At 48.9% G+C, this 23,830-nt stretch carries 16 protein-coding genes; 9 read left to right on the forward strand and 7 right to left on the reverse strand.

What is annotated here, in order from left to right; translation table 11 throughout:
* Window positions 1–355 precede the first annotated feature (355 nt).
* Window positions 356–1,765 carry an aspartate ammonia-lyase gene (locus NG795_RS25950; protein ID WP_367291498.1) on the reverse strand — a complete coding sequence of 470 codons (1,410 nt, stop codon included), beginning with the start codon at window positions 1,763–1,765 and terminating at the stop codon, window positions 356–358.
* A 134-nt stretch (window positions 1,766–1,899) separates the two neighbouring features.
* Between NG795_RS25950 and NG795_RS25955 the strand changes: the two genes are divergently transcribed.
* Both NG795_RS25955 and NG795_RS25960 read left to right on the forward strand, forming a co-directional pair.
* Complete coding sequence (locus NG795_RS25955) at window positions 1,900–3,081, forward strand: tetratricopeptide repeat protein (protein WP_367291499.1); 1,182 nt, start codon at window positions 1,900–1,902, stop codon at window positions 3,079–3,081.
* Window positions 3,082–3,499: 418 nt separating this feature from the next.
* A complete protein-coding gene (locus NG795_RS25960; protein ID WP_367291500.1) occupies window positions 3,500–4,408 on the forward strand; it encodes a tetratricopeptide repeat protein in 909 nt (302 codons plus the stop codon).
* A 458-nt stretch (window positions 4,409–4,866) separates the two neighbouring features.
* On the opposite strand, the gene NG795_RS25965 is transcribed toward NG795_RS25960, so the two are convergent.
* Together NG795_RS25965 and hisG are read right to left on the reverse strand one after the other, a co-directional pair.
* The gene (locus tag NG795_RS25965; protein WP_367291517.1) at window positions 4,867–6,741 is read right to left on the reverse strand and encodes an ABC transporter ATP-binding protein; all 1,875 of its coding nucleotides are present in this window, start codon (window positions 6,739–6,741) and stop codon (window positions 4,867–4,869) included.
* Between the two features lie 82 nt (window positions 6,742–6,823).
* Window positions 6,824–7,468 (reverse strand): ATP phosphoribosyltransferase, encoded by a 645-nt coding sequence (hisG, locus tag NG795_RS25970; protein ID WP_367291501.1) that lies wholly within the window; start codon window positions 7,466–7,468, stop codon window positions 6,824–6,826.
* Window positions 7,469–7,592: 124 nt separating this feature from the next.
* Here hisG and NG795_RS25975 point away from each other — a divergent pair, with 124 nt between their 5' ends.
* Window positions 7,593–8,306: a response regulator transcription factor gene (locus NG795_RS25975; RefSeq protein ID WP_367291502.1), complete on the forward strand. Its 714-nt coding sequence runs from the start codon at window positions 7,593–7,595 to the stop codon at window positions 8,304–8,306.
* 117 nt (window positions 8,307–8,423) lie between these two features.
* Entirely contained in the window at window positions 8,424–9,026 is a 603-nt protein-coding gene (locus NG795_RS25980) for a hypothetical protein (protein WP_367291503.1), read from the forward strand.
* A 183-nt stretch (window positions 9,027–9,209) separates the two neighbouring features.
* Here NG795_RS25980 and NG795_RS25985 read toward each other — a convergent pair whose 3' ends face one another.
* The 3 genes from NG795_RS25985 to NG795_RS25995 form a co-directional block, all read right to left on the reverse strand.
* Window positions 9,210–10,508 (reverse strand): serpin family protein, encoded by a 1,299-nt coding sequence (locus tag NG795_RS25985; RefSeq protein WP_367291504.1) that lies wholly within the window; start codon window positions 10,506–10,508, stop codon window positions 9,210–9,212.
* A gap of 133 nt (window positions 10,509–10,641) precedes the next feature.
* Window positions 10,642–11,469, reverse strand: a complete 828-nt coding sequence (locus NG795_RS25990) for a metallophosphoesterase (protein ID WP_367291505.1) — start codon at window positions 11,467–11,469, stop codon at window positions 10,642–10,644.
* Between the two features lie 237 nt (window positions 11,470–11,706).
* Window positions 11,707–12,315 carry a glutathione binding-like protein gene (locus NG795_RS25995; protein WP_367291506.1) on the reverse strand — a complete coding sequence of 203 codons (609 nt, stop codon included), beginning with the start codon at window positions 12,313–12,315 and terminating at the stop codon, window positions 11,707–11,709.
* A 562-nt stretch (window positions 12,316–12,877) separates the two neighbouring features.
* Between NG795_RS25995 and NG795_RS26000 the strand changes: the two genes are divergently transcribed.
* The 4 genes from NG795_RS26000 to NG795_RS26015 all read left to right on the forward strand — a co-directional run bounded on the left by NG795_RS26000 (window position 12,878) and on the right by NG795_RS26015 (window position 21,714).
* The gene (locus NG795_RS26000; RefSeq protein WP_367291507.1) at window positions 12,878–14,167 is read left to right on the forward strand and encodes a hypothetical protein; all 1,290 of its coding nucleotides are present in this window, start codon (window positions 12,878–12,880) and stop codon (window positions 14,165–14,167) included.
* Window positions 14,168–14,249: 82 nt separating this feature from the next.
* Window positions 14,250–15,245 carry a pentapeptide repeat-containing protein gene (locus NG795_RS26005; RefSeq protein ID WP_367291508.1) on the forward strand — a complete coding sequence of 332 codons (996 nt, stop codon included), beginning with the start codon at window positions 14,250–14,252 and terminating at the stop codon, window positions 15,243–15,245.
* Between the two features lie 53 nt (window positions 15,246–15,298).
* On the forward strand, window positions 15,299–16,810 hold the full coding sequence (locus NG795_RS26010; protein ID WP_367291509.1) for a phytoene desaturase family protein: 1,512 nt from the start codon (window positions 15,299–15,301) through the stop codon (window positions 16,808–16,810).
* 590 nt (window positions 16,811–17,400) lie between these two features.
* Window positions 17,401–21,714, forward strand: coding sequence for a response regulator (locus NG795_RS26015; protein WP_367291510.1), 4,314 nt, complete (start codon window positions 17,401–17,403; stop codon window positions 21,712–21,714).
* On the opposite strand, the gene NG795_RS26020 is transcribed toward NG795_RS26015, so the two are convergent.
* Entirely contained in the window at window positions 21,711–22,139 is a 429-nt protein-coding gene (locus tag NG795_RS26020; RefSeq protein WP_367291511.1) for a hypothetical protein, read from the reverse strand. The two genes, NG795_RS26015 and NG795_RS26020, sit on opposite strands and share 4 nt — an antisense overlap.
* 951 nt (window positions 22,140–23,090) lie before the next feature.
* Here NG795_RS26020 and NG795_RS26025 point away from each other — a divergent pair.
* A complete protein-coding gene (locus tag NG795_RS26025; protein ID WP_261206565.1) occupies window positions 23,091–23,687 on the forward strand; it encodes a peroxiredoxin in 597 nt (198 codons plus the stop codon).
* Window positions 23,688–23,830 lie beyond the last annotated feature (143 nt).

Raw genomic sequence — 23,830 nt, forward strand, 5'->3', positions numbered from 1 at the left:
AGTTCGTAGTAACGACTTCAGTCGTTTCCGGATTCCCCAGAACCCAAGGGAGTTCTTTCTTAGTTCGTAGTAACGACTTCAGTCGTTTCCGGATTCCCCAGAACCCAAGGGAGTTCTTTCTTAGTTCGTAGTAACGACTTCAGTCGTTTCCGGATTCCCCAGAACCAGCGAATCGACCCTACGGCTAGTGGGAATGCGTAAATCCTGCGAAGAGAACGACTGAAGTCGTTACTACGAACTAAGAAAGAGAACGACTGAAGTCGTTACTACGAACAGAAGAGAACGACTGAAGTCGTTACTACGAACTCTTGAAGATAACGCCTGAAGGCGTTACTACGAACTTAAGATTCGCGGTTTAATGCGGGAGGGCGCTCATTTTTTGTAAGTCCAGAACCTCCGCTAACTGTTCGGAGGACATTAGACCCCGTTCTAGGACGATTTGCCGTAGAGATTTACCTGTTTCTAGGGATTCTTTAGCAACAGCGGCGGCGTTGAGGTAGCCGATATGGGGGTTGAGGGCGGTGACGAGGGCTAAACTGCCTTCAGCATAATGTTCACAGCGAGTGCGATCGCAGGTAATCCCCTGGAGACAAAACTCGCTGAGTGCCCCGATCGCATGACCTAAAATTTCAATGCTGTGAATTAGGTTATAAGCAATCAAGGGCATCATCACGTTCAGTTCTAATTGTCCCCCTTGTGCGGCCAGGGCGATCGCACTGTCATATCCCATCACCTGAAAACACACCATCGAAGTCATCTCTGCCATCACCGGATTATATTTCCCTGGCATAATCGAGGACCCCGGTTGTACCGGAGGTAATTGAATTTCCTTCAGTCCCGTTTTTGGTCCCGAATCCATCAGGCGCAAATCATGGGAAATTTTTAGGCAATCGGTGGCTAAATTTCTTAATGATCCCGAAACACTGACAAAGGGGGCCATACTTTGCATGGCTGCCATCAAGTGCGGCGTCGGAGTCAGGGGGATATTGATCAACTCCGACAGAATCTTCACCACGCGATCGCGATACTTCGGATGAGTATTTAAACCCGTTCCCGCGGCACTTCCCCCAATTCCCAGTACCGTCAGTTCTTTCCCCGCAGTTTCGATGCGCGTCCGGTGTTCTGTAAGTATATAGGCCCAGGCGCGAAAACTTTCCCCGAGTCGGACGGGTACTGCGTCTTGCAGATGGGTTCTGCCGGATTTGACGATATCCTGGAATTCCACCGCTTTGGCTTCTAAGGCTGCGATCGCCGCGTTGAGTGCCGGATAAAGACTATGCTGCAATGCCAACAGTCCCCCGATGCGAATGGCGGTGGGGATGACATCATTGGTGGATTGTCCGTAGTTGACCGTATCATTGGGGCTAATCCGCTGATAATTGCCCTTAGCGTCCCCCAGCAGTTCCAGGGCACGATTTGCCAGCACTTCGTTAACGTTCATGTGGTGAGAGGTTCCGGCACCGGCTTGGTAAACATCGACCACAAATTGATCTCGTAATGCGCCGTTGAGGATTTCATCGGCGGCATCGGCGATCGCCTGACTCAGTTCCGAGGGAATGCAGCCGAGTTCACCATTCGCAACGGCTGTGGCTTTTTTGATCAGCAAACAGGCATCCAGGTAGGTGGGTAAGGGTTTGAGTCCGCTGATGGGAAAATTTTCCGTGGCCCGCAGGGTTTGGATACCATAGTAGGCAGCGGAGGGAATTTGCCGTTCTCCCATCGAATCCCGTTCTATGCGGTAGTCTAATTCAGATTGTGCGCTCATCAAATCTTTCTGGGCTTATTGTTGAAAATTTAAACAATTCAAAGTAATTTTACCGAGCAGAGTGAGCTTTGATCGCAGTATCCTTAATATTGGAGAGATTTAATAGATTTTGCAATAAAAGTATGAGTCAAACAATGAGTCGTGTCATCTCTATCTATGAGCGGACTTTAGAGTGTCGGCCCGATAGCTATTGGGAATGGTATCAACAGGCCAATGCTATGCGGGATGGAGGTCATTATCAGGATGCCCTCAGTTGCTACGATAAAGCGGTGGAATATCGCCCGGAAGACTATTGGGCCTGGTATCAAATTGGGAATGTTTTAGATGAGTTGGGGCGGTATGAGGAGGCAGTCGCCAGCTATGACCGCGCTTTAAAAGCCCGTCCGGGAGACTATTGGGCCTGGTATGAACGGGGAAGCGCCTTCCGGCAATTGCGGGAGTATGACGAGGCGATCGCCAGCTATGACCGCGCCCTAGAAGCCCGTCCGGGAGACTATTGGGCTTGGTATGAACGGGCAATTACCCTGGTCCGGGCCTGTCGCTACGAGGAGGCTGTCTCCAACTATGACCGCGCCCTGGAAGTGCGGCCTACGGATTATTGGGCCTGGTATCGTCGGGGGATTGCCCTGGAAATGATGCAGGAGTATGAAAAGGCGTTAGCAAGTTATGATTTGGCTCTGGATATGAAACCCACCGCAGAGATGGCCTGGTATCGCCAGGGGAAAATGTTGGATTTGTTAGGAGAAACGGAAGCGGCGATCGCCAGTTATGACCGGGCATTGGAGATTGACCCCGAGGATGATTTGGTGTGGTACGATCGCGGCATTGCCCTGGATGACCTAGACCGTCCGGCAGAAGCCCTCCAGTGCTACGAACGGGCTATTTCTATCTATTCGGATAATTTCTGGCCTTGGTATCAATTGGGGAACGCCCATAGTCAGTTAGGCAACTACGATGAGGCTGTGGCCAGCTTTGACCGCGCCTTGGAGTGTGAACCGAACTGGACCCGTTGGGGTGAAGAGTATCAGGGTTTAAGCGGTTGGGTGTGGCATGACCTGGGCATCGCGTTAGGGGAACTCTGTCGCTACGATGAGGCTATTATGAGCTTTCAAAAAGCCCTGACGATAGAACCGGAAGATGGGGCAATTTGGTACGACCTGGCCCGCTACTTGATTCGCCAAGGGGATGGCCCCGGGGCCGTTGCCAGCTTGGAACAGGCGATTCACTGGGGGGGAGACTCCTATCTGGAGAAAATTGCCACAGACAGGGAATTTGACGGTTTGCGGGGCGATCGCTCCTTTCAAGGGTTGATGTAACTTTCTTTCGGCTGATCTTGCACTAAGAGCTTAGACTCTTGGGGTGGAACGTTGAAAGACTCTGGCCTAAATTTTTCACGTTTCATCCCCTGTCTACGGTATCAAGGGAATCGACGATTCATGGGTTTCAAATTGTCAAGATTTACTGACAAAACTCCTCTAAAATTGGGGAATCAAGTGCGTTTAATTCGTGAAAGAAAAAGATTAATTTAATTGAATAGAAAGGGTCAAAAATCCTTTAAGATTCTAGTGGGGATTTACAGTGAATGGACCCCCAGTAACCTCGGATTAAAAATTTAGCCAGGTCAGTATAAACGCTTATCGAAAGGGCAGACAAGCAGCTAAATGGCAAAAAGATAGCCCGAATCGAGGGAACCAATCCACAAAGCGCAGATATTTTCTGCTTTGGAGCGCTATTATGAGCGAAAATCAAGACTCAATGGGATTAGACCGTTCAACAGATCTAGGGAACAGCGCCACTGCGACGGCACTCAGGCCAGAATCAGCAGACCAACCGAAGGATTATCAAGAGTGGTATAAGCGCGCCAGCGTTCTCCATGACTCGAAACGGTATGAAGAGGCGATCGCCAGTTATAACCAGGCCCTGGAAATCCGCCCCGATGATTATTGGGCCTGTTATGAACGGGCCAATGCACTAGCGGCCCTCCAGCGGTATCAAGAGGCGATCGCCTCCTATGATCAGGCACTGGAAAGCAAACCCAATGATTATTGGGCCTGGTATCGCCGGGGAAATGCCTTAAGACACCTGAACTGTCATGAAGAGGCCATTGCCAATTACGATAAAGCCCTAGAATTGCGGTCCCGGGACTATTGGGCCTGGTATCAACGGGGGAAAGCGTTAGGGGAACTCGGACGGGTTGACGAGGCAATTGCCAGCTTTGACCAGGCCCTCAAAGAACGTCGAGATGACTATTGGGCCTGGTATCGTCGCGGGGAAGTTTTAGCCAAACATAATCGCTATGAAGAAGCCCTTGATAGTTATGACTACGCCTTAGACCTGCGTCCAAACGATCGCTGGGCCTGGTATCGTCGCGGGGAAACCTGGCAACGGTTCGGTCGGTATGAAAAGGCGATCGCCAACTATGCCGAGGCCCTGGATATTGAGGCGGATTTTCCCGAAGTCCATTATGCCAAGGCGACTTGTCATCTCCTCCTGGGTCAAATTGAACGGGCGATCGAACATTTGCACGCTTATATTTCCCAAGCCCCAGAACAATGTCAAGAACGGACTCGCCTAGATGGAACCTGGGACTCGATTCGCCATGACCTCCGCTTCCAAGCCTTGTTACATGAAATCCAAGCTTGACCGATTGCGATAAACCTCGAACGGAGTTGCACCCGATTATACTAATTGGCTGCTAACTCACAAAAAAAAGGCGATCGCCTGTCAAGAGGCGATCGTATTTTGTGTATATTAGTATCATGGGAATCTGTGCCCAAATATATATAGCCTATCGCGATCGTTCGTAGTAACGCCTTCAGGCGTTCTCTTCGTTTGTAGTAACGACTTCAGTCGTTTCCGGATTGTTCGTAGTAACGACTTCAGTCGTTTCCGGATTGTTCGTAGTAACGACTTCAGTCGTTTCCGGATTGTTCGTATTGTGGATCTAAACCTGATAGTCTTGTAGTGCGAGCATCTTGCTCGCTTTCTCTATGACCAATTTATTTAGACGCGCTATACAAATCTCGGAAGAGAACGACTTCAGTCGTTACTACGAACTTAAGAAACGACTGAAGTCGTTACTACGAACGGGGGAGATTTCCTTATTTTCCTAACATTTGTAACTGATATAACCCGGCATAGAGTCCACCTTGTTGTAGTAATTCTTCGTGACTGCCTTGTTCCACCAGTTGACCTTGCTTGAGGACGAGAATGCGATCGACATTTTTAATGGTCGAGAGACGGTGGGCGATAATAATCGCTGTGCGGTCCTGTAATAGATGGTCTAAGGCATCTTGAATTAAAGATTCGGTTCCTACATCTAAACTGGCGGTTGCTTCATCTAAGACTAAAATTTTGGGGTTGCGAATGGCTGCCCTAGCAAAGGCTAACAGTTGCTTTTGTCCACCGGATAAATTCGTTCCCCGTTCTCGTAATTGGGTATTGTATCCTTGGGGTAAATCCTCAATAAAACTGGCGACATTGGTTCGTTCTGCGGCGGATTGAATCTCGGCGAGGCTATAGGTTTCTCCGAGGCTGATATTACTTTTAACGTCCCCAGCAAATAAAAATCCATCCTGCAAAATTACACCAATATGCTGGCGTAATTCGGCTTGGCGCATATCTCGAACATTGACGCCATCGACGAGAATTTGACCTTGACTCGCTTCGTATAGACGACATAACAACCGAACAATCGAACTTTTTCCCGCGCCGGTGGGACCGACTAGGGCGACTTTTTCACCGGGTTTGATGGTAAAGTCCAGGTTTTTGAGAACATATTCATCATTTTTATAGGCAAAGGAAACGTTCTGGAAGCGAATTTCTCCAGCATGAGGGTTAGAGTCATCGATCGCCAGAGAACTATTCTCTGAGACTGCACCTTGCCACGGGGCACCCACTGCCCGTTCTTTGACATCGGGATCGCGAATTTCGATGGTTTCGTTGAAAATATCGCTAATCCGTTCAATGGCGGTAAATCCAGCCTGAATGGCGGTGAATTTCTCGGCAAATTGGCGCAGGGGGTCAAATAAGCGCTGGGAAAATAGGATAAACTCAGCTAATCTCCCCACCGTCATGGTATCACCGAGGACGAGTTGACCCCCTAACCACAAGACTCCGGCGATCGCCACAAAGGCAATCCATTCTAAGGTTGCAGAGACGGCAGAATCATAAAAAATGGTTTTGTCAACGGCTTTAATATAACGCTGGTTATTCACCCGGAAGATTTCCGCATTAAAGGCTTCCCGGCGAAAGATTTGGACGACCCCTACGCCTACAATATTTTCTTGTAGCTTAGAGTTGAGGGAGGAGAGTTCTTCTCGGGCTTTATAGTTTTCTAGGCGATATTGCTGTTGGAAATAAATAATTAAGGAAGCGATGGGAATCAGCATCAGCAACAGCAGGAGTGCGAGTTGCCATTGCCGATAGAACATGATGATTAAGACGATCGCAATGGAAAATAAATCCGTGACTACCCCAATTGCCCCTGTAGAAAACACCTCCCCGAGGGCTTCTACATCGCTAGTGAGGCGGGTAATCAAGCGTCCGACAGGAGTGCGATCAAAAAAACGCACCGCCAAAGAGGTGACATGATCAAACAAATCATTGCGAATATCGGCGGTAATTTTCTGCCCGACTTCCTGAACGAAATAAGACTGAATCGCTTGTAAGGCAAATCTGACCGTAATCGTGAACAAAAGTAACCCAGAAAGGAGATTTAAACCTTGTTGCAGGGTCACCGTTGACAAAAACGGGAGATTGGTGGGTTCCCCCCGGATCAGGGAAATCGATTGTCCGATAATAATCGGTTGGACCGCCCCTGCAAAGGCTAAGGGGACTAATAAGATCAGGGAAATCCCCAACAGACGACTACTGCGACGGGCATAAGGAACCAAGCGCAGAAATAAACGCCAATCATTTTCGCGACGGCGCGATCGACCTTCTTTGGCAGTTGGGGGCGGTGATAAGCGAGTCATCGATAAACCTTGACAATGGAAAACAGAAGTCATCCCACTGTAGCGCAACCGCCGAGGCGATCGGTCCTCGGGATCCCCGGGATTACACGGAGGTTGTTGTCATTTCGCGGATGGCGGCAATGCGATCGCATAAGCCATCGGTATTTAGACGATAGCTAATCGGATGGGCAATCAATCTTGCAGAACTCTCAAATAACACTTCCATTTCGATGAGGCCATTTTCCTTGAGAGTCCGTCCAGTGGAGACCAAATCCACGATCGCCTCCGACATCCCCGTAATCGGTCCCAGTTCCACCGAACCCGACAGAGGCACGATTTCCACCGGCAAATCCAACCGTTGAAAGTATTCCCGGGCACAATGGACAAACTTACTAGCAACTCGTCCGTGGGCCGGTAAATCCAGCGATCGCCGGTAGGGACTCGACTCCTTCACCGCCACGGACAAGCGGCATTTGCCAAATCCCAAATCCAGGACTTGGGCGACTCGTGGCTGTTTTTCCCGCAATACATCATAACCGGCAACCCCCAACTGTGCTTGACCGTACTCCACATAAACCGGCACATCATGGGTCCGGACCAACAGCGCCCTGGCGGTCCCGGTGGGGTCTAAAATTTGCAACTGTCGATTCGACGAATCCAGAAATGCACTAAAATCCAATCCCACCGACTGCAACAGTCGGATGCTATCGGTTAACAACGATCCTTTCGGTAAAGCGACGGTCAGCATAAGACAAAATGAGAATATCGGTTTTAGATTTTACTGGGGAATGGGGACAAGATTTAGAATCGGGGACAACAAACCGAAATTCTGGCCCTCGTTTCTAACGTTCAACCCTCACCAATCATACATAATGCGAATTCTTTTAGTGGATGATGAAGTCCAACTCACGGAACCTTTAACTCGGGTTCTGACGCGGGAAGGATATCAAGTAGAAGTCGCCTCCGATGGCGCAACCGGGGCCGAATTAGCCCGACAAGGGGGATATGACTTGCTGATTTTAGATTGGATGTTACCCCACCAATCGGGATTAGCGATTTGCCAGGAAATCCGGCGTCAAGGGGATGTGACCCCGGTTCTATTTCTGACGGCAAAAGATACCTTAGACGATCGCGTTCAAGGACTGGATGCGGGTGCCGATGATTATCTCGTGAAACCCTTTGAATTGCTAGAATTATTAGCAAGAGTCCGAGCACAACTGCGGCGATCGGTCACCCAGAAAACCCCGGACCCGGAGACTCATCTCCACCGGGATGACCTAGAACTCGACCTTGACAATCAGTTAGCATACCGAGGCGGGCGCACCATTGAACTCTCGGAAAAAGAAAGCACCCTCCTGGAATATTTTATGCGCCACAGCGGACAATTACTCACCCATAGCGAAATTTATCAGCATTTGTGGCCTACCGGGGAAAAACCGAGTAGCAACGTCCTCGCCGCCCAAATTCGCCTCCTCCGGCGCAAAATTGAAGCCCCCGGGGAGGTGCCATTAATTCATACGGTTTATGGCAAAGGGTATCGATTTGGGTCCGGGGGAGAATCGTCCTCATCATCAGGCCCCGACTAGATTTTAGGCGGATGATTTCGGCGAGAAATTAGACTCCGGAATCAGGATATCCCGAATTAAGTCTGACGAACAGAAAATTGAACTATTCACTGATTTAGCATTGGGAAACAGAAAGTTATGTATTTGGATTATTTGTGGAAAACTATGACTCAATCGGGCAACGATCGCGGTAGATTTAAGCCTCTAGGGTTGCCGATGTTACTGGCGATCGTCACCCTGAGTACCCTAAGCTGTACAACATCTCCCCAATCTCCCCCATCTACCCAATCTCCCCAATCTCCAGTAGTCAATCCCAATTCACCCCCCATCCAGGACGATCGCGGCAGCGAAACACCGGATGAAATGCCACCGATCGCCACCTCGGTGTTACCTCAAACCAATGCCCAAGGGGATTATACAGGGAAATCTAACCATATCAATTGGCGAGTCGTAGACCCAGACCCCAATGGGTTGAACTGTCGCATGGGCGATCAACCCATTGATCAAGTCTGGAATCCCTCTGCCGGGGCCTTAAATATCGGCAGTTGGCCCGTAGCGGGAACATTACCCCCCGATTCCACCTTCAAAGCAGCACTTTCTCCCGGTGGGTTTGTCTTAACTTTTGATGCCAACACTCAACCCTGGATGTTTGTAGAAAGTAGCAACGGACCCGAACAAACAAGCAATTGTTTCATTCGCGCCAATTCCAAGTACATCGAACCCATAATCCCCCCTCGTTAATCTTCTCCCAGTTCCACGTCCCGACTTTAGTCGTTCCGGATTGTTCAACGTCCCGACTTCAGTCGTTATCTTAAGTTCAGGGGAGCATCTTCCTTCCTAGGGATAGCCAGGGAGAAAGATGCTCCCTTTTTTTAATGGCATGAGCAGAATAATTTAAAATTGCTCCATCTTAATTTTGAAAATTTAAAGCGTCGGATTAACTACAGTCCCCATAAACAGCAAAGTTCCGGTCGTATCATCCCGAATTGCAAAAAAGAAAGGGCGATCAATAATCATTTCCACTGGGCCACCGCGAGTCCCCACTATTCCGGTTACTGCCGAAGCTTCCGTTCCTTTTTCATTCACCTCTACAAATGTTTTATGCTTAACTTTGCTAATCCAGAAAGGTTCTGGAGTAATTAAACTAAAATCTGCCTCGGGGCTAAAGGCTATGCCCATATTCATTGCGGTTAGAATATCTTTCAGTTCAATCTCATATTCTATTTTAAACCGGGGAAACCCCAATTTTACAGGTTTGTGTTCCCAATATTCTTTAAGCCATAAATTCCAGTTTTCAGGATTCAGTTGCTCTAAAAACGAATCTAAACCCACTCCAGAATTCGGCAGGAAAATATATAAGTTTACTTCTGCTGTATTGCCATAAGGCAAGGCAATCGCCTGGAACAAGGCATTTTCATAGTAAGCAAAGTCTTGGGTTTGAAACATTAGCGGATGAGGTTTCATCTGTCCATCAGCTAAGACAAATGGATGTTCACGAGTGTCTGATTCAGAAAATGGACTCAACCAGGCGGATTTAAAGTAAATCGCATTTACCAACAGGGCGATCGTCCCACTATCGAAATCATGAGGTTCTAAAATATGGTCTATCTTTTGACCCGTTTTTTCCGCTACCCACCCATTAATTATAGGGGCAGTAGTAGCGGGGCTACTAAAATCAATTTCACGAGTTAGGGCTTGATAACAGGTTTTAGTCCTTTCCATAAAAGTAGAACTAAAAGAGTCACCTTGCCTCATCCAAAAAGAATTGGCAATGGCTAATTCTACTTCTGAATCTATTTCTTGGAGGTAAGTTTGCAGTGCAGATAGGGTAGAATCAATTTGCTCTTGCTCCATTGCTGGAGTTTCCAAAACCGAGGCGATCGCCTCGTGAGTTGCACCCGTTGCACCCCCATTAAGCATTTGTAAAGCCAGAGTCAAACTCAAGGGAGAAATAAAAATATTATTAGCCTTTTCTTGCTGATAAATTTGAGAAAATAACTTAATACCAAAGCGAGTATTGGCTGCAATGATGGGTTTAGTATCCACCGTATTTTCTAATCCTCCATTCAAAGTTATCCACAGTGGATCGACGGGTGTATGCTCCCTCATATTGATGGCCGGAATCTGAGCATACAAGGCTTCAGAGCCCTCCAATCGTGCCATCCCACCTAGGATTGCGATCGCCACTGCACCCAGTAACGCGATCGGTCTTATCGCATCCATACAATCTTTTTTCATACCCGTCTAATACATTCTGTTTATCTTCAAGGCAAACCCTTGTAGACAGCACCCTGAGCGATTTTTTGGAAATACTAGAGATGAGAAAACCGCTTTATCCCCTCTGTTTATCGTCATCTTACTGCAACGTAATAATCGTTACTTCGGGGGGACAAAATAGCCGTCCTGGGAAATAAGTTCCCAATCCCCGACTCACATAAAGTTGGTTGTTTCCAACCTGATGAAACCCTTGAGACCACTCCCATCGCTCCACAATTTTATAAGAGTTTTTGGATAAATAAGGAATCCATTGCCTCAACCCTTTAGGAACTTGTTCACGGAAGCATTTTAAATAAGCTGGAAGTGGCCCAATTTTGGGTAAAATAATTTGTCCCCCATGAGTATGACCGGATAGCTGTAAATCAACTCGCCGAGTTTGTAAATAAGCGGCAGTATCGGGACTATGGGAAAGAACAATTCGAGGAATTGACTGATTAATTCCGGGAAAAACTGCCCGACTATTAAACTGACCCGACTGCACCTCTGCCATCCCCACAACGGCTAAACCTGACCCCAAAGGATAGACTACTTCGTTCCAGAGAATAGGAATTCCTATCCTCTCGAATGCTGCAATAATGGTTGACTTAGAATGAGGCAACTTGATATCATGGTTACCTAAAATACCATAGATACCCCTGCGACTTTGGAGATGCTTGAGTTTCAATGCTAAAGCGTAAATGCAGTCAGGATTATGGGTTATATAGTCCCCCGTCAGCAGGACCAAATCGGGGTCAGCATGATTGGACGCGGCGATCGCCTCCGCCAAGAGTTTATCCGACAATCCCTCATTTTCATAATGAAAATCGGATAACTGGACTAACTTTGTCCCTCTCAGATGAGTGGGTAAATCGGCGATCGTCACCTTTAACCGTTCAATTTTTAACGATCCAGTCAAAAACCCGTGCATACCTGTAATTATCCTACTGGACAGATAATCCCAGCATAACAAACTTTCTCAAATCACCCCCCAAACCCACTCTCCCCAGTTCAACGTCACGACTTTAGTCGTTCTCTTCATTTCAACGTCACAACTTTAGTCGTGATCCGGTGTTCGTAGTAACGACTAAAGTCATTCCCTCCCATCCCCTATAAAATTAAACCGCTTCCTTTTCTCCTGCACAATTTTCTCTTAAAAAAGAGTAATTTATGCCGGGACTGCCATACCCCTTTGCACTGCCGGACGTTCCTGTAGTATTTCTACCCAATGCTTCAGATGGGGATGTTGTTCCAAAGTCAACCCCATAAACTGGTAACTCGCCACCCAAGGATAAAGCGCAATATCCGCAATGGAGTAATCCTCCCCTGCAATATAGGGGCGATCGGCCAATTGTCCGTCTAATACCCCATACAATCGTAAAGTTTCTTGCTCATAACGGGCGATCGCATAAGGAACTTTTTCCGGTGCAAACCGATTAAAATGATTAAACTGCCCAAACATCGGACCCACACTTGCCATCTGAAACATCAACCATTCCATCACTTGATAGCGAGATTTGGTCTCCCTAGGCAGCAATTTCCCAGTTTTTTCCGCCAGATACATTAAGATAGCCCCCGATTCAAACACCGTTATTTCTGTATCCTGGTCGATAATGGCCGGAATTTTGCTATTAGGATTAATCTCTACAAAATCCGGGGAAAATTGCTGTCGTTCGGTAATATCAATTTTATGGACATTGTAGGAAAGACCTAACTCTTCTAACAAAATAGAAACCTTGTGTCCATTGGGAGTGGGAAAGGTATAGAGGTCGATCATCGGGGGAAAGTCTCCTAGAATTGCGCTAACATTATAACATTAAAAAAAAATTAAGATAATTGAGTGAACTGTTTCCTGATTAGGAAAAAACCAGTTCCCTGAATTATTATGAGATGAGAAGCCCTTCATTTCCAACACCTGCTTTAGTTTTTTTGAGGCAAGGATTACTGTTTGCTCTCCGTTTGTCAGACCGATCGCCCGAGACAACCCTCCCTTTTTTTAGGATCCCTAGGGGTTTTACCCCTCATTGACCTAACCCATCGGCACCCCCAAAAATATTCCGGTTCACAAAGGCGGTTGTAGGAGCGATAGTGGGGACTTTTCCCCCCATTTATCCCCGAAAAACTGGGTGTTCTCCCCTCATGCTCAGGGACACCCCAGACCCCCTCTAGCTGCGTGCAGAAGAGGCGATCGCCCATCCAAGGGACAGTTCCCTTGAGAAAAGTGAAAAAATCTTTAGTCCCTCTCCATCTCATGGTTTAATAAGTAGCTGTAACCCTTTGTCTATAGCTTCTTTTTCCAGTCAACCTCAGTCCTTAATTGGCAATACACGGAGGCCAAGATGAAAAATTTAGAGTTGCTCGATGAAACCATTCGCAACTTAGAGCAGGAAGCCAATCTAACTCGCATTAAAAAATTAATGCTTTGTCTATGTCAGGGAAGATGGGAAAACAATGCTGAATTACTGTCTGCCTTGAATTTACGCGACTTAATTATTGAAGTCTGCGAAGTCACCGGAACTTTAGACAATCTTAAATTTTCTTTAGATGGAATTGTCAGCAATATTAATAAACCGCAACAATATACCTTAGTTGCGAAAATTTTAATTTCAACTTTGGGTAAATTTTATGACGAGGGTTCAACCCAGTCCGGACTCTCGGATTTTCCTCCACCTCCGGATCTGGCCAATACCCTGGTCATTGTGTCTGATTTTACCAATGAGACTGACTTTGACCTGCCGAATTACCCTGAATCTCTGACTCCCATCCCGCGAGAAAAAATATTTGATTTACGGCTCAAAGTCGTTCAGCACACGAGTCCATTACGGGCCAAAATTCTCATCTTCTCCGCACTCGATCGCCTCTTTGAATTTAATCGCGATGAAGACTGGCTCAACTTAAAAAAAATCCAGCTAGACGAACTGTTCCAGCAAATTTATGAACTCTGTCCCAGTGTGGATGCTCTGGAATCTCACTTGTATGAAACCGCCAAAAACCTCCCAGAAGCGGATGAAAACTATCAATCGGCTGGCGTGATTGTGCAGTACATGACGCCGTTATATTCCCCAATCGGAAAACTACCCCCCCTCCCGGACTCGATCGCACCCGGGAGCGATCGCTGGAATGCTGCACCGGGCATCCAGGGGACCGAAGAAAACAGCAGTGCTAGTCAAGGCTTTATCCCGGATGATGATGACGATCGCGATTATAGTGAAATCATGGAGGAAAGTCAGGACAGTAGCGATATATTGAGCGAAGTGTTACCGCCCGTCTCCCCGAATTCCGGAACTCTGAACGGTAGCGATCGCAAATTTTCCTTAAGCGCCCTCAAAAAAATAGATCCCGTTCAACAAAAACAAGAACTAGAGAAAAAACTAAATCTTAAAGTCAACCACAGTGTGGAAGAAATTGTGCAATTTATTGAAAATCGCTTAAATCATCTCGAACGGGAAATTAGCGACGAACTCGAACCCCTGGATATTGAAGACGGAATTTCAGTCAAATATGAAACGATGGGAGATTTTATCACTCAAGTCAAACAGGCTACTTCTCAATTCCTAGAACTTCTGATAAACTTAGAAGAAGCCGAAAGAAACCAACCCATTGAACGAGAAGATAACTCGGGGTCTTAAATACCCACCGGGATAAACAAATGCAACCCTAAATCCAGGGATTAATGTCAGGGGAAAAAGCGGGGAAAGAGGGATAATGTTGATGAATGTCGAAGAATTATTGCGGCGCTATACAGCCGGAGAAACCAATTTTAACGGGGCCAGTCTCTGGGGTGCAAACCTTCGCGGGGCGGATTTAATTGGGGCGAAATTACGGGGAGCGGACCTCCACGGAGCGGACCTAATTTTTGCCTACTTGAGCCGAGTCAACCTGAGTGCAGCCTACTTAGTCAGTACCAAACTCAGTGGTGCCAACCTCAATCAAGCCAATCTCTCCGGTGCCAATCTCAGCGATGCGGACCTACATGGGGCGACCCTCCAAGGTGCCGATCTTCGCAAAGCAAACCTCAATTTAGCCAATCTACTGGATGCGAACCTCAGCGATGCGGATTTGCGCGGAACCACCTTGAGCGGGGTTTGTTTGCGCGGAGCCTGTTTGCGCGGGGCCAACTTCCGGGAGGAACGGCGGATCTACAGTGCGGCGAACTTGCGGGGTGCGGATTTACGGGGTGCGGATTTGCGCGGAGTCAACCTTAGCGGTGCGGACTTGACGAAGGCGGATTTAAGTGGGGCAAATCTCACCGAAACGAACTTGCGCGGGGCGAATTTGGAACGGGCAAAAATGGCCTCAGCAATTGTTAACGGAGGGTTTTTGAGTGATGCCAATCTATCTTATGTAGATTTGAGCGGGGCTTGTATGACCAATGTCAAGCTAGAACGAGCGCTATTAGGCGAGGCGAATTTGGAGGGAGCTAAACTGGATGTGGCGATCATCACGGATGCCAAACTGGGGAAAGCCAACCTATCCGGGGCAAATTTAACCCGGGCGAATCTATCCCGGACGGATTTGAGTCGGGCGAATCTGTCTCATGCGCTGTTGAATGAGGCGAATCTATGTGAGGCATATTTGGCCCGAACGAATTTAATGCGGTCCAATTTGACTAAAGCGAGCTTAATCCGAGCAGAAATGAGCGGCGCGAATACTGCCGGGGCGTTATTTAGCCAGACGACGATGCCGAATGGGGATGTGCAGAATTAAACCGATCGCCCATTCATCAAACCACGAGGGAATAAACCAGGAAGAACAGGCAGATGACCCAGTATGATGCGATCGCCATCGGCAGTGGAATTGGCGGGTTAGTCACAGCAGCTTTACTTGCTCGGTATGGCAAGCGCGTACTCGTTTGTGAGAGTCATGCGATCGCCGGAGGTGCGGCTCATGGATTTTCTCGCCAGGGATTTCACTTCGACTCCGGACCCTCCTTTTACTGCGGATTGGGCGATTCCCACAGCCTCAACCCCCTGCGCCAAGTCTTGGAACTCCTGGGAGAAACGGTGCAAACTATCGCCTACGACCCCTTGGGACATTATCACCTCGGGGACATTACCCTGCCCATTTACGGCAGTTGCGATCGCTATCGGGCGGAAATTGCTGCCATTACCCCCAGGGGAGCCAAGGAACTTCAACGGTTTGAACGGCGGATGTTGTCCTTGTATGACGCTCTCAAAGGTATTCCTACTTTAATCTTACGCAGCGATCGCAAACTGCTGAGTGTCCTCCTGTCATACTGGCCCGCCTTACTCCAATTACTGCCCCATATTCAGGAGATTCAAGGGTCCGTGGGTCAACTCCTCGATCGCGATGTGAAAGACCCATTCGTGCGGCGTTTAATCGACCTGGAATGCTTCTTACTCTCCGGGTTCAAAGCCCATGGCACGATCGCCCCAGAAGTGGCCTTTATGTTCGGAGAACGTAGCCGCAGCGCCATCGACTATCCCCTGGGGGGGAGTACCGCCCTCATTGAAGCCCTGGTGCGAGGATTAACCCGATGGGGAGGGGAACTACGCCTGAATGCTCATGTGGAGCGTATTTTAGTCGAAGCAGGGCGAGTCACGGGAGTGCAGTTGCGAAATGGCACCCTCCTCAAGGCACCGATTGTCATTTCCAATGCCACAATTTGGGATACCTATACCCATCTGCTCGCACCGGAGGACCTCCCGGAGTCCTATCGCCGTCAAGCCCTAGAAACCCCGGTGTTAGATAGTTTTATGCATCTGCACCTGGGAATTAAATCGGAAGGATTAACCGGACTGACGGGACATCATGTCGTGGTTCATGATCGCGATCGCGACCTCACCGAACCGGGGAATACCTGTATGATTTCCATTCCCTCGGTTTGGGACCCCAATCTGGCCCCAGCGGGACATCATGGGATTCATGCTTATACGATGGAACCCTACCAGTCTTGGCAGTCTGATGTCACTTATAAAGCCCGGAAACGACTGCGAGCACAACCGCTATTTCGAGCCTTAGAACGGATTATTCCGGATCTGCGCGATCGCATCGTCCTGGAACTGATAGGTACTCCCCTCACCCATGCCAAATTCCTGCGGCGCGATCGAGGTACCTATGGTCCGGCGATCGCCGCTGGAAAAGGGACATTTCCCAGTATTCATACTCCCATTGCCGGATTATACCGAGTGGGGGATAGCACCCTTCCTGGGATTGGAGTGCCCGCGGTGGCAGCATCGGGAATCCTCTGTGCCAACACCCTCGTGGAACCGGAGCAAACCGCACAATTACTCAAAAGTCACCGGACTTGATTTCGGGACCCCCTCGGGTTTTGCCCGATCTGGATTCTTTACTTCCCTGGAGCCATAAGCGATAATCATATAATGCTGATTTGGGAGTTGGATTGGGCATTATAGGTCTGAGGCTTCCCCGGTCCGGCAACGGGATGATCGAACTGACAAAGGCACCCCGGATAGAGGGACCTTAACCCTAGGGTAACTCCCTGGGCAAGATGCGCGATCGCAGATCGACCGATGAAGGATGAAGCTACAGTTTAGGGCTCGCATCCTGGTCTAGGGCGTCAGTATAGTAGAGGAAAGAAACCTTGTTTTCTTGACCCTATCTCTACTCATTAGCAGTAAATTTGGACCCGAAATTCGGTTTCGGGTCCAGGGGAACGAATCAGGAACCGATGCTCTAGGGGGGTGGGCGATGCCGCCACTTCCTAACTAGGCGATACAGTAGGCCATATAGCGAACCGATCACCGATCTATAGAATTATGGAGCGATCGCGCCACTCTTATTCCGTGCAGTTACCTCGTGCCAACATAAACGATTTCTTCGCCGGAACTACCGTTTTGGTGGATCGGTTGAGTAACGAAGATGAGGGTGTCAGCATTCTATGAAATTGCGAAAGAAAATACTGATTATAGTCGGCACGACCTTGTTAGGTCTAAATGTCGTGCTGTACGCTACAGCATCGAGTATTTTACTGGGAGACTTCAAAGAATTAGAACAGAAAGTCGTCCATCAAGATGCAGTCCGAGGCTTACAGTCCCTCCAGCAGACCCTTAACGAACTGGAATCCATCGCTCGCTATCATGCGGAATGGGACGATACTTACAGCTTTATCACCCCGGGAGACCCCAATTACGTTAACTCCAATTTTGGCAATGAAACCTTCCTTCAATTAAATCTGAATCTGTTGCTAATCCTGGACGAACAAAGAAAACCTGTTTTTAGCAAAGCCTTTGATTTCCAACAAAAGGTAGAAATCCCTATGCCAGGGGTCATTCAAGATTTAGCCTCGGCTTATCAACAACAACTTGAGAAAAAATTCACCGAAACCGGACACTACAACCACCCCATCAGTGGCATAGTCCTCCTCCCCCAGGGACCGGCCCTGATTGCGGCTCAATCCATTCTCACCAGTCAAGGAGAGGGTCCGTACCGGGGGACTTTATGGGTCGGACGCTTTCTGAATCAGCCGGAGATCGATCGCCTCGCGGATCTGACCCAATTATCCCTTTTGATTTATCCGATGAGTGCTTTGCCACCGGAATTAGACGGGGTGAGAACTCAGTTAGAGGAGTCGAACCCATCGGCAACTCCCTCAGAACCATTCCAGAGGATGGATTTAGGGGGACTTCGGGGGCGATCGCCCATCGTGGTCAAAGCCCTCAGCGAGACAGAAATGGCCGCCTATACCGCCATCCCAGCGATCGCCAGCAATAACCGTTTACTCCTGCAAGTCACCCACAATCGCGAGATTTACGCCAAAGGTAAAACCAGCGTCCGCTATTTTATCGGGGCTCTGTTAGGGGTAAGTCTCGGGTTTAGTGGTCTAACCCTGCTCTTATTTGAAAAATTAGTCCTCTCGCGACTGACGGTGCTCACCCGAAAAGTTGAACGCATCGGCGACAAAGGGGACCTGTCCATGCGCGTTAAAATTGTAGGTCATGATGAACTTTCTAGTTTAGGGATGACCATCAACGGGATGCTCAAAGCCCTGCAAGAGTCCCAGTATAAGCTCAGAGAAAGTGAAGAACGCTATCGCTTAATGGCGGAAAACTCCACCGACATGATTTCCCGCCATACACCAAAAGGCAAGTTTATTTATGTCTCCCCCGCTTGCCATTCGTTATTGGGATATGAACCCGACGAACTGATCGGCTTTAACCTCTATGACTTTTTCCATCCCGAGGATGCCAAGACCCTAGCCAAATCTTACTTGGCAATGGTCAAGGGTCAAGTCAGTTATACGGTTAGCTACCGGATCCGCCATAAATATGGTCATTACCTGTGGTTTGAAAGTACCAGTCGCACGGTTCGCAATCCCCAGACTGAAGAAATCGAAGAATTAGTCGCCATTTCCCGGGATATCACCGAACGCCATCAAACGGATGAGGAACTGCGGGAAAGTGAAGCCTCGATTCGAGCGCTTTATAAAATCACATCTTCGCGTAAACTCAGATTTGAGCAACGGTTGCAACGGTTACTGGTCATGGGAAAACGGCGGTTTGGGTTAAGCGTGGCGATTTTATCTCGGATTAAAGGCGATCGCTATGAAATCATCGCGGTTGAATCCCCGGACAATACCCTCCAACCGGGCGATCGCTTCTCCTTGAGTCAAACCTACTGTCGCGAAACCCTCCGCCTCAAAGAACCCCTCTATTTTGAATCCGTCAGTGTCACGCGCTGGCACAGCAAACCCACCCAAACCCCCTTTCCCCAAGAAGCCTATATTGGGACAAGGGTGATTGTCGGGGGCAAAATCTATGGCACTCTCAGCTTTTCCAGTAGCACCCCCCTGGGACGCCCGTTTAAAGCCGTGGATAAAGAACTGCTCAAACTCATGGCTCAATGGATTGGCAGTGAAATCGAGCGTCGGGCTGCCGCTGCGGATTTAGCCCGGGCTAGAGACGAGGCCCTCGCTGCCACTCGCGCTAAAAGCGAATTTCTCGCCACCATGAGCCACGAAATCCGCACTCCCATGAATGCGGTCATTGGCATGACTGGATTACTCCTGGATACAAACCTCAACCCCGAACAGCGCGATTTTGTCGAAACCGTCCGCGCCAGTGGGGATGCCCTGCTCACCATTATTAACGATATCCTCGACTTCTCCAAAATTGAGTCCGGGAAACTCGACCTAGAACAGCAACCCTTTAACCTGCGCTCTTGCATTGAAGATTCCCTAGATTTACTCGCCTCCAGAGCCGCCGAAAAAGGAGTAGAGTTGGCCTATCTCATCGAACCCTCGACTCCGGAAATGATTATCGGCGATGTCACCCGAGTCCGTCAAATCTTGGTGAATTTGCTCAGTAATGCGGTGAAATTCACGGAAAAAGGGGAAGTGGTCGTCTCGGTGAGTGCTTCGACTATTCACCCGCAACAGGCGGTAGGAATTGGGACTGACCGTTTAATCCTCAAGGATCAGGAGACGGAGAACGGTCATCTCCCCCAGGATCTGATCCAGGATCTCAGCACCAGGACCCCCCCCTGTCAAATCCAATTTACCGTGTCCGATACCGGCATTGGCATTCCCCCAGAACGGATGAATCGGCTGTTTAAGTCGTTTTCCCAGGTGGATTCCTCAACCACTCGCGAGTATGGTGGCACGGGGTTGGGTTTAGCCATCAGCAAGCGTCTGAGCGAATTGATGGGGGGTCGGATGTGGGTGGTCAGTGGCGAGGGAGTCGGTGGCGACCCGGACCCGGCCTTTCAATGGCCGATCGCCCCTGCCATTCCTGACAACTTCTCCCCTCTTCCCGACCCCGAGCAAAGTATCTTTACCTTGACCGATGCCAAATCCGCTCATCCCGATACCCCACCCACTGGCTCGACATTCTATTTCACCGTGATGGCAACTCCCGCAGTCAATCCTTTGCCGGTGGACCTAAATGGCACTCAACCGTCTTTGGCGGGTAAGCGGGTGCTGATTGTGGATGATAATGCCACAAATCGCCAAATTTTAACCCGTCAAGCCTTGTTTTGGGGCATGAAGCCCAAGGCAGCGAGTTCGGCCCGGGAAGCCCTAGATTGGCTGCAAAATTCGGAAACCTTTGACATTGCCATTCTGGATATGCAAATGCCTCAAATGGATGGGATTACCCTAGCGTCCTACATCCGAGGAATTGTCAAAAATCGTGAATTCCCCCTGGTGATGCTGACTTCTATAGGGAGACAGGAAGTAGACTTGCCTCATAAGGTCCCCTTTGCTGCGTTTCTAAATAAACCGATTAAACAATCCTATCTGTACAATGTGTTGGCGGGAATTTTTGGGGGAGTGCCGATTCTTTCTCGTCCGACTCTTATGAACGCCCTCGCCATTGACCCCCAGATGGCTCAACAAAAACCGTTACGCATTTTGTTGGCGGAGGATCATTTAGTCAATCAAAAGGTGGCCCTGCAAATTTTGCATCGGTTGGGGTATCGCGCTGATGTGGCGGGGAATGGGATTGAAGTGTTGCAAGCATTGGACCGGCAACATTATGATGTGGTCCTGATGGATGTTCATATGCCGGAAATGGATGGGTTGGCGGCAACTCGGCAAATTTGTCAAGATGCCCGAGATGGCCGACTGCTGCACAAACCGCGAATTATTGCGATGACGGCGAATGCGATGCAGGGCGATCGCGAACTCTGTCTGGAAGCGGGGATGGATGACTATATCAGTAAGCCGATCCGAATGCCGGAATTGGTGGAAGCCCTGGCCCTCTGTCCGTTGGATTCCGACCCTTCCGCGCTGATGATGCCGACTTTATCCCCAGGGGATTCGGATGCTTCCAAGTCGAAATTATCCGGGTCTGACCCCGAAAATCCTCCGGGTTCGCCGTCCAAGGCGATCGCAGAGCCGGTTCTGAATCAGGCCATGTTAGCCTCGTTACGCGATATTGAGGCTCTTGAAGAGGTGATCGAGATTTATTTACAGGAGTCTCCCAAGCTGATTGACCTGCTCACGGTGGCGATCGCCCAGGATGATAGTTTTGAACTGCAAGAAGCAGCGCACTCGCTGAAATCAACGAGTGCGGCAGTGGGTGCAATGAGTTTGGCCGATCTGAGTCAGCAACTTGAATCGATTGGGCGATCGCATCACAACACCCAAACCCCTCCCCCCCCAGAAGTTACCGATATTTTCTCTGACCTGATTATGGAATACCAACGGGTCAAAACGGCACTGAATTGGGAACTGGAACAGGGGGAATCTACCTAGTTAGGATTTTGGGTAATCGAGAGAGTGTAGCTATGCTGTTCTCCCGCAAGGTCGCCAATATAGATTTGATAAGTCCCAACGGTCCATAAACCGGACATTTCCGGTTGTTCTCCGACGGTACTATCCGCAAGTACACAGAACCGTCCAGTGGGACCTTCAATTAATAAAGTGGGTTCTCCAGCACTCTCCACTGTTAATCGCAGATAGGGGAACTGCTGTCCGACTTCCAGGGTCTGACTCGGTTGCTCAGAAATGCTGCCACAGTCACTTTTTTGCAATCCACCGGATGTCCCTTGGAGTTGGATCGGATCGCTACCGAACTGGGGTTGCAGTTGGACCACTTCTGCATGAAGTCGATGGGGGGCGATCGCGGCTAAAAGCACCGCGAACAAAGGAGCAATCAGGGGGCGAGTGGGTAGTTGCATAGATTATTTCCCCTTCGGGTTTAAAAAGCTTTTTTCGTAATCTCTATTACTTACAGACGCTCAGCATTTTCATCCGTTCCGATCGCCACAGGAAACTCCGCTTCAGGCAGTTCCCATCTTTTTCATTATAGATGATGGGAGGATGGGGGAGATGGGGAGGATTACTCCTGTTCGTAGTAACGACTTCAGTCGTTGCTCTCCTGTTATGGCATCAGCCATAACAGGAGCAATCCCCGGGTAAACTGAAGTGGTTTCATCCTGTTCGTAGTAACGACTTTAGTCGTTGCTCTCCTGTTATGGCATCAGCCATAACAGGAGCAATCCCAGGGTAAACCCAAGCTATTTCTTCCTGTTCGTAGTAACGACTTTAGTCGTTGCTCTCCTGTTATGGCATCAGCCATAAGGGGATTGCAAAATATAAATTCTCCAAACGTTCGTAGTGACTCCGTTACTGAGTCATCTTTAAAGAAACCCCTGAAGGGGTTACTACGAACGTTTTGCGGGTTTTATTTTTTGGAGTTCCCTAACAGGAGCAATCCCCGGGTAAGGCGTGAAGAAGGCGATCGCCTTCGTAACCCGGATAACGACAGCAAGTCGTTACTACGAACATGAGCAATCCTCCCCACAGGAGCAATCCCCGGGTAAGGCGTGAAGAAGGCGATCGCCTTCGTAACCCGGATAACGACAGCAAGTCGTTACTACAAACATGAGCAATCCTCCCCCATCTCCCCCATCTCCCCCATCTCCCCCATCTCCCCCATCTCCCCCATCTTCCCCATCTCCCCCATCTCCCCATCTCCCCAGACAACCCTACTCAAAATCGTTATGATTATGATATTCTTGTAACGGTTCGTAAAGAATCGGGTGCGTTGATCGCCGTGAGCGTGCTTTTCAAGCCTACGCCATAGCCTGTTCGCGCCAGTTAACCCTCATAACATGGAGAATCAAACAATGACCGAAGGATGTATCCGCGTCGGCCAACAGGCCCCCGACTTCACCGCCACTGCCGTTGTGGATCAAGAGTTCAAAACCATCAAACTCTCCGACTACCGGGGTAAATATGTGGTGTTGTTCTTCTATCCCCTGGACTTTACCTTTGTCTGTCCGACGGAAATTACCGCTTTTAGCGACAGTCATGGAAACTTCAGCCAACTGAACACCGAAGTGTTGGGTGTGTCTGTTGACAGTGAATTTTCTCACCTGGCTTGGATCCAGACCGATCGCAAATCTGGGGGTCTCGGCGACTTGAACTATCCTCTGGTTTCCGATATCAAGAAGGAAATTAGTTCCGCTTACAATGTCCTCGATCCTGAAGCAGGAATCGCTCTGCGTGGACTCTTTATCATCGACAAAGACGGTGTGATCCAGCACGCCACTATCAATAACCTGGCATTTGGCCGTAATGTCGAAGAAACTCTGCGGATTCTGCAAGCTATCCAGCACGTTCAAACTCACCCCGATGAAGTTTGTCCGGCAGGTTGGCAACCCGGTGCGAAGACGATGAATCCGGATCCCAAGAAGTCTAAAGAATTCTTTGCCGCCATCTAATTCCGATTGGCGGGATTGGCATCGGAGGCGATCGCAAGGGAAACTTGATCCCCCTGCCCTTTCAACCTTTTGAAACCCAACTCTTTCCCCCAGCTACTTCAGCCAGGATTGAGTTGGGTTTAAAATTTATGAATGATTTTCTT

This window comes from Laspinema palackyanum D2c, assembly GCF_025370875.1.
GTDB classification, from domain to species: domain Bacteria; phylum Cyanobacteriota; class Cyanobacteriia; order Cyanobacteriales; family Laspinemataceae; genus Laspinema; species Laspinema palackyanum.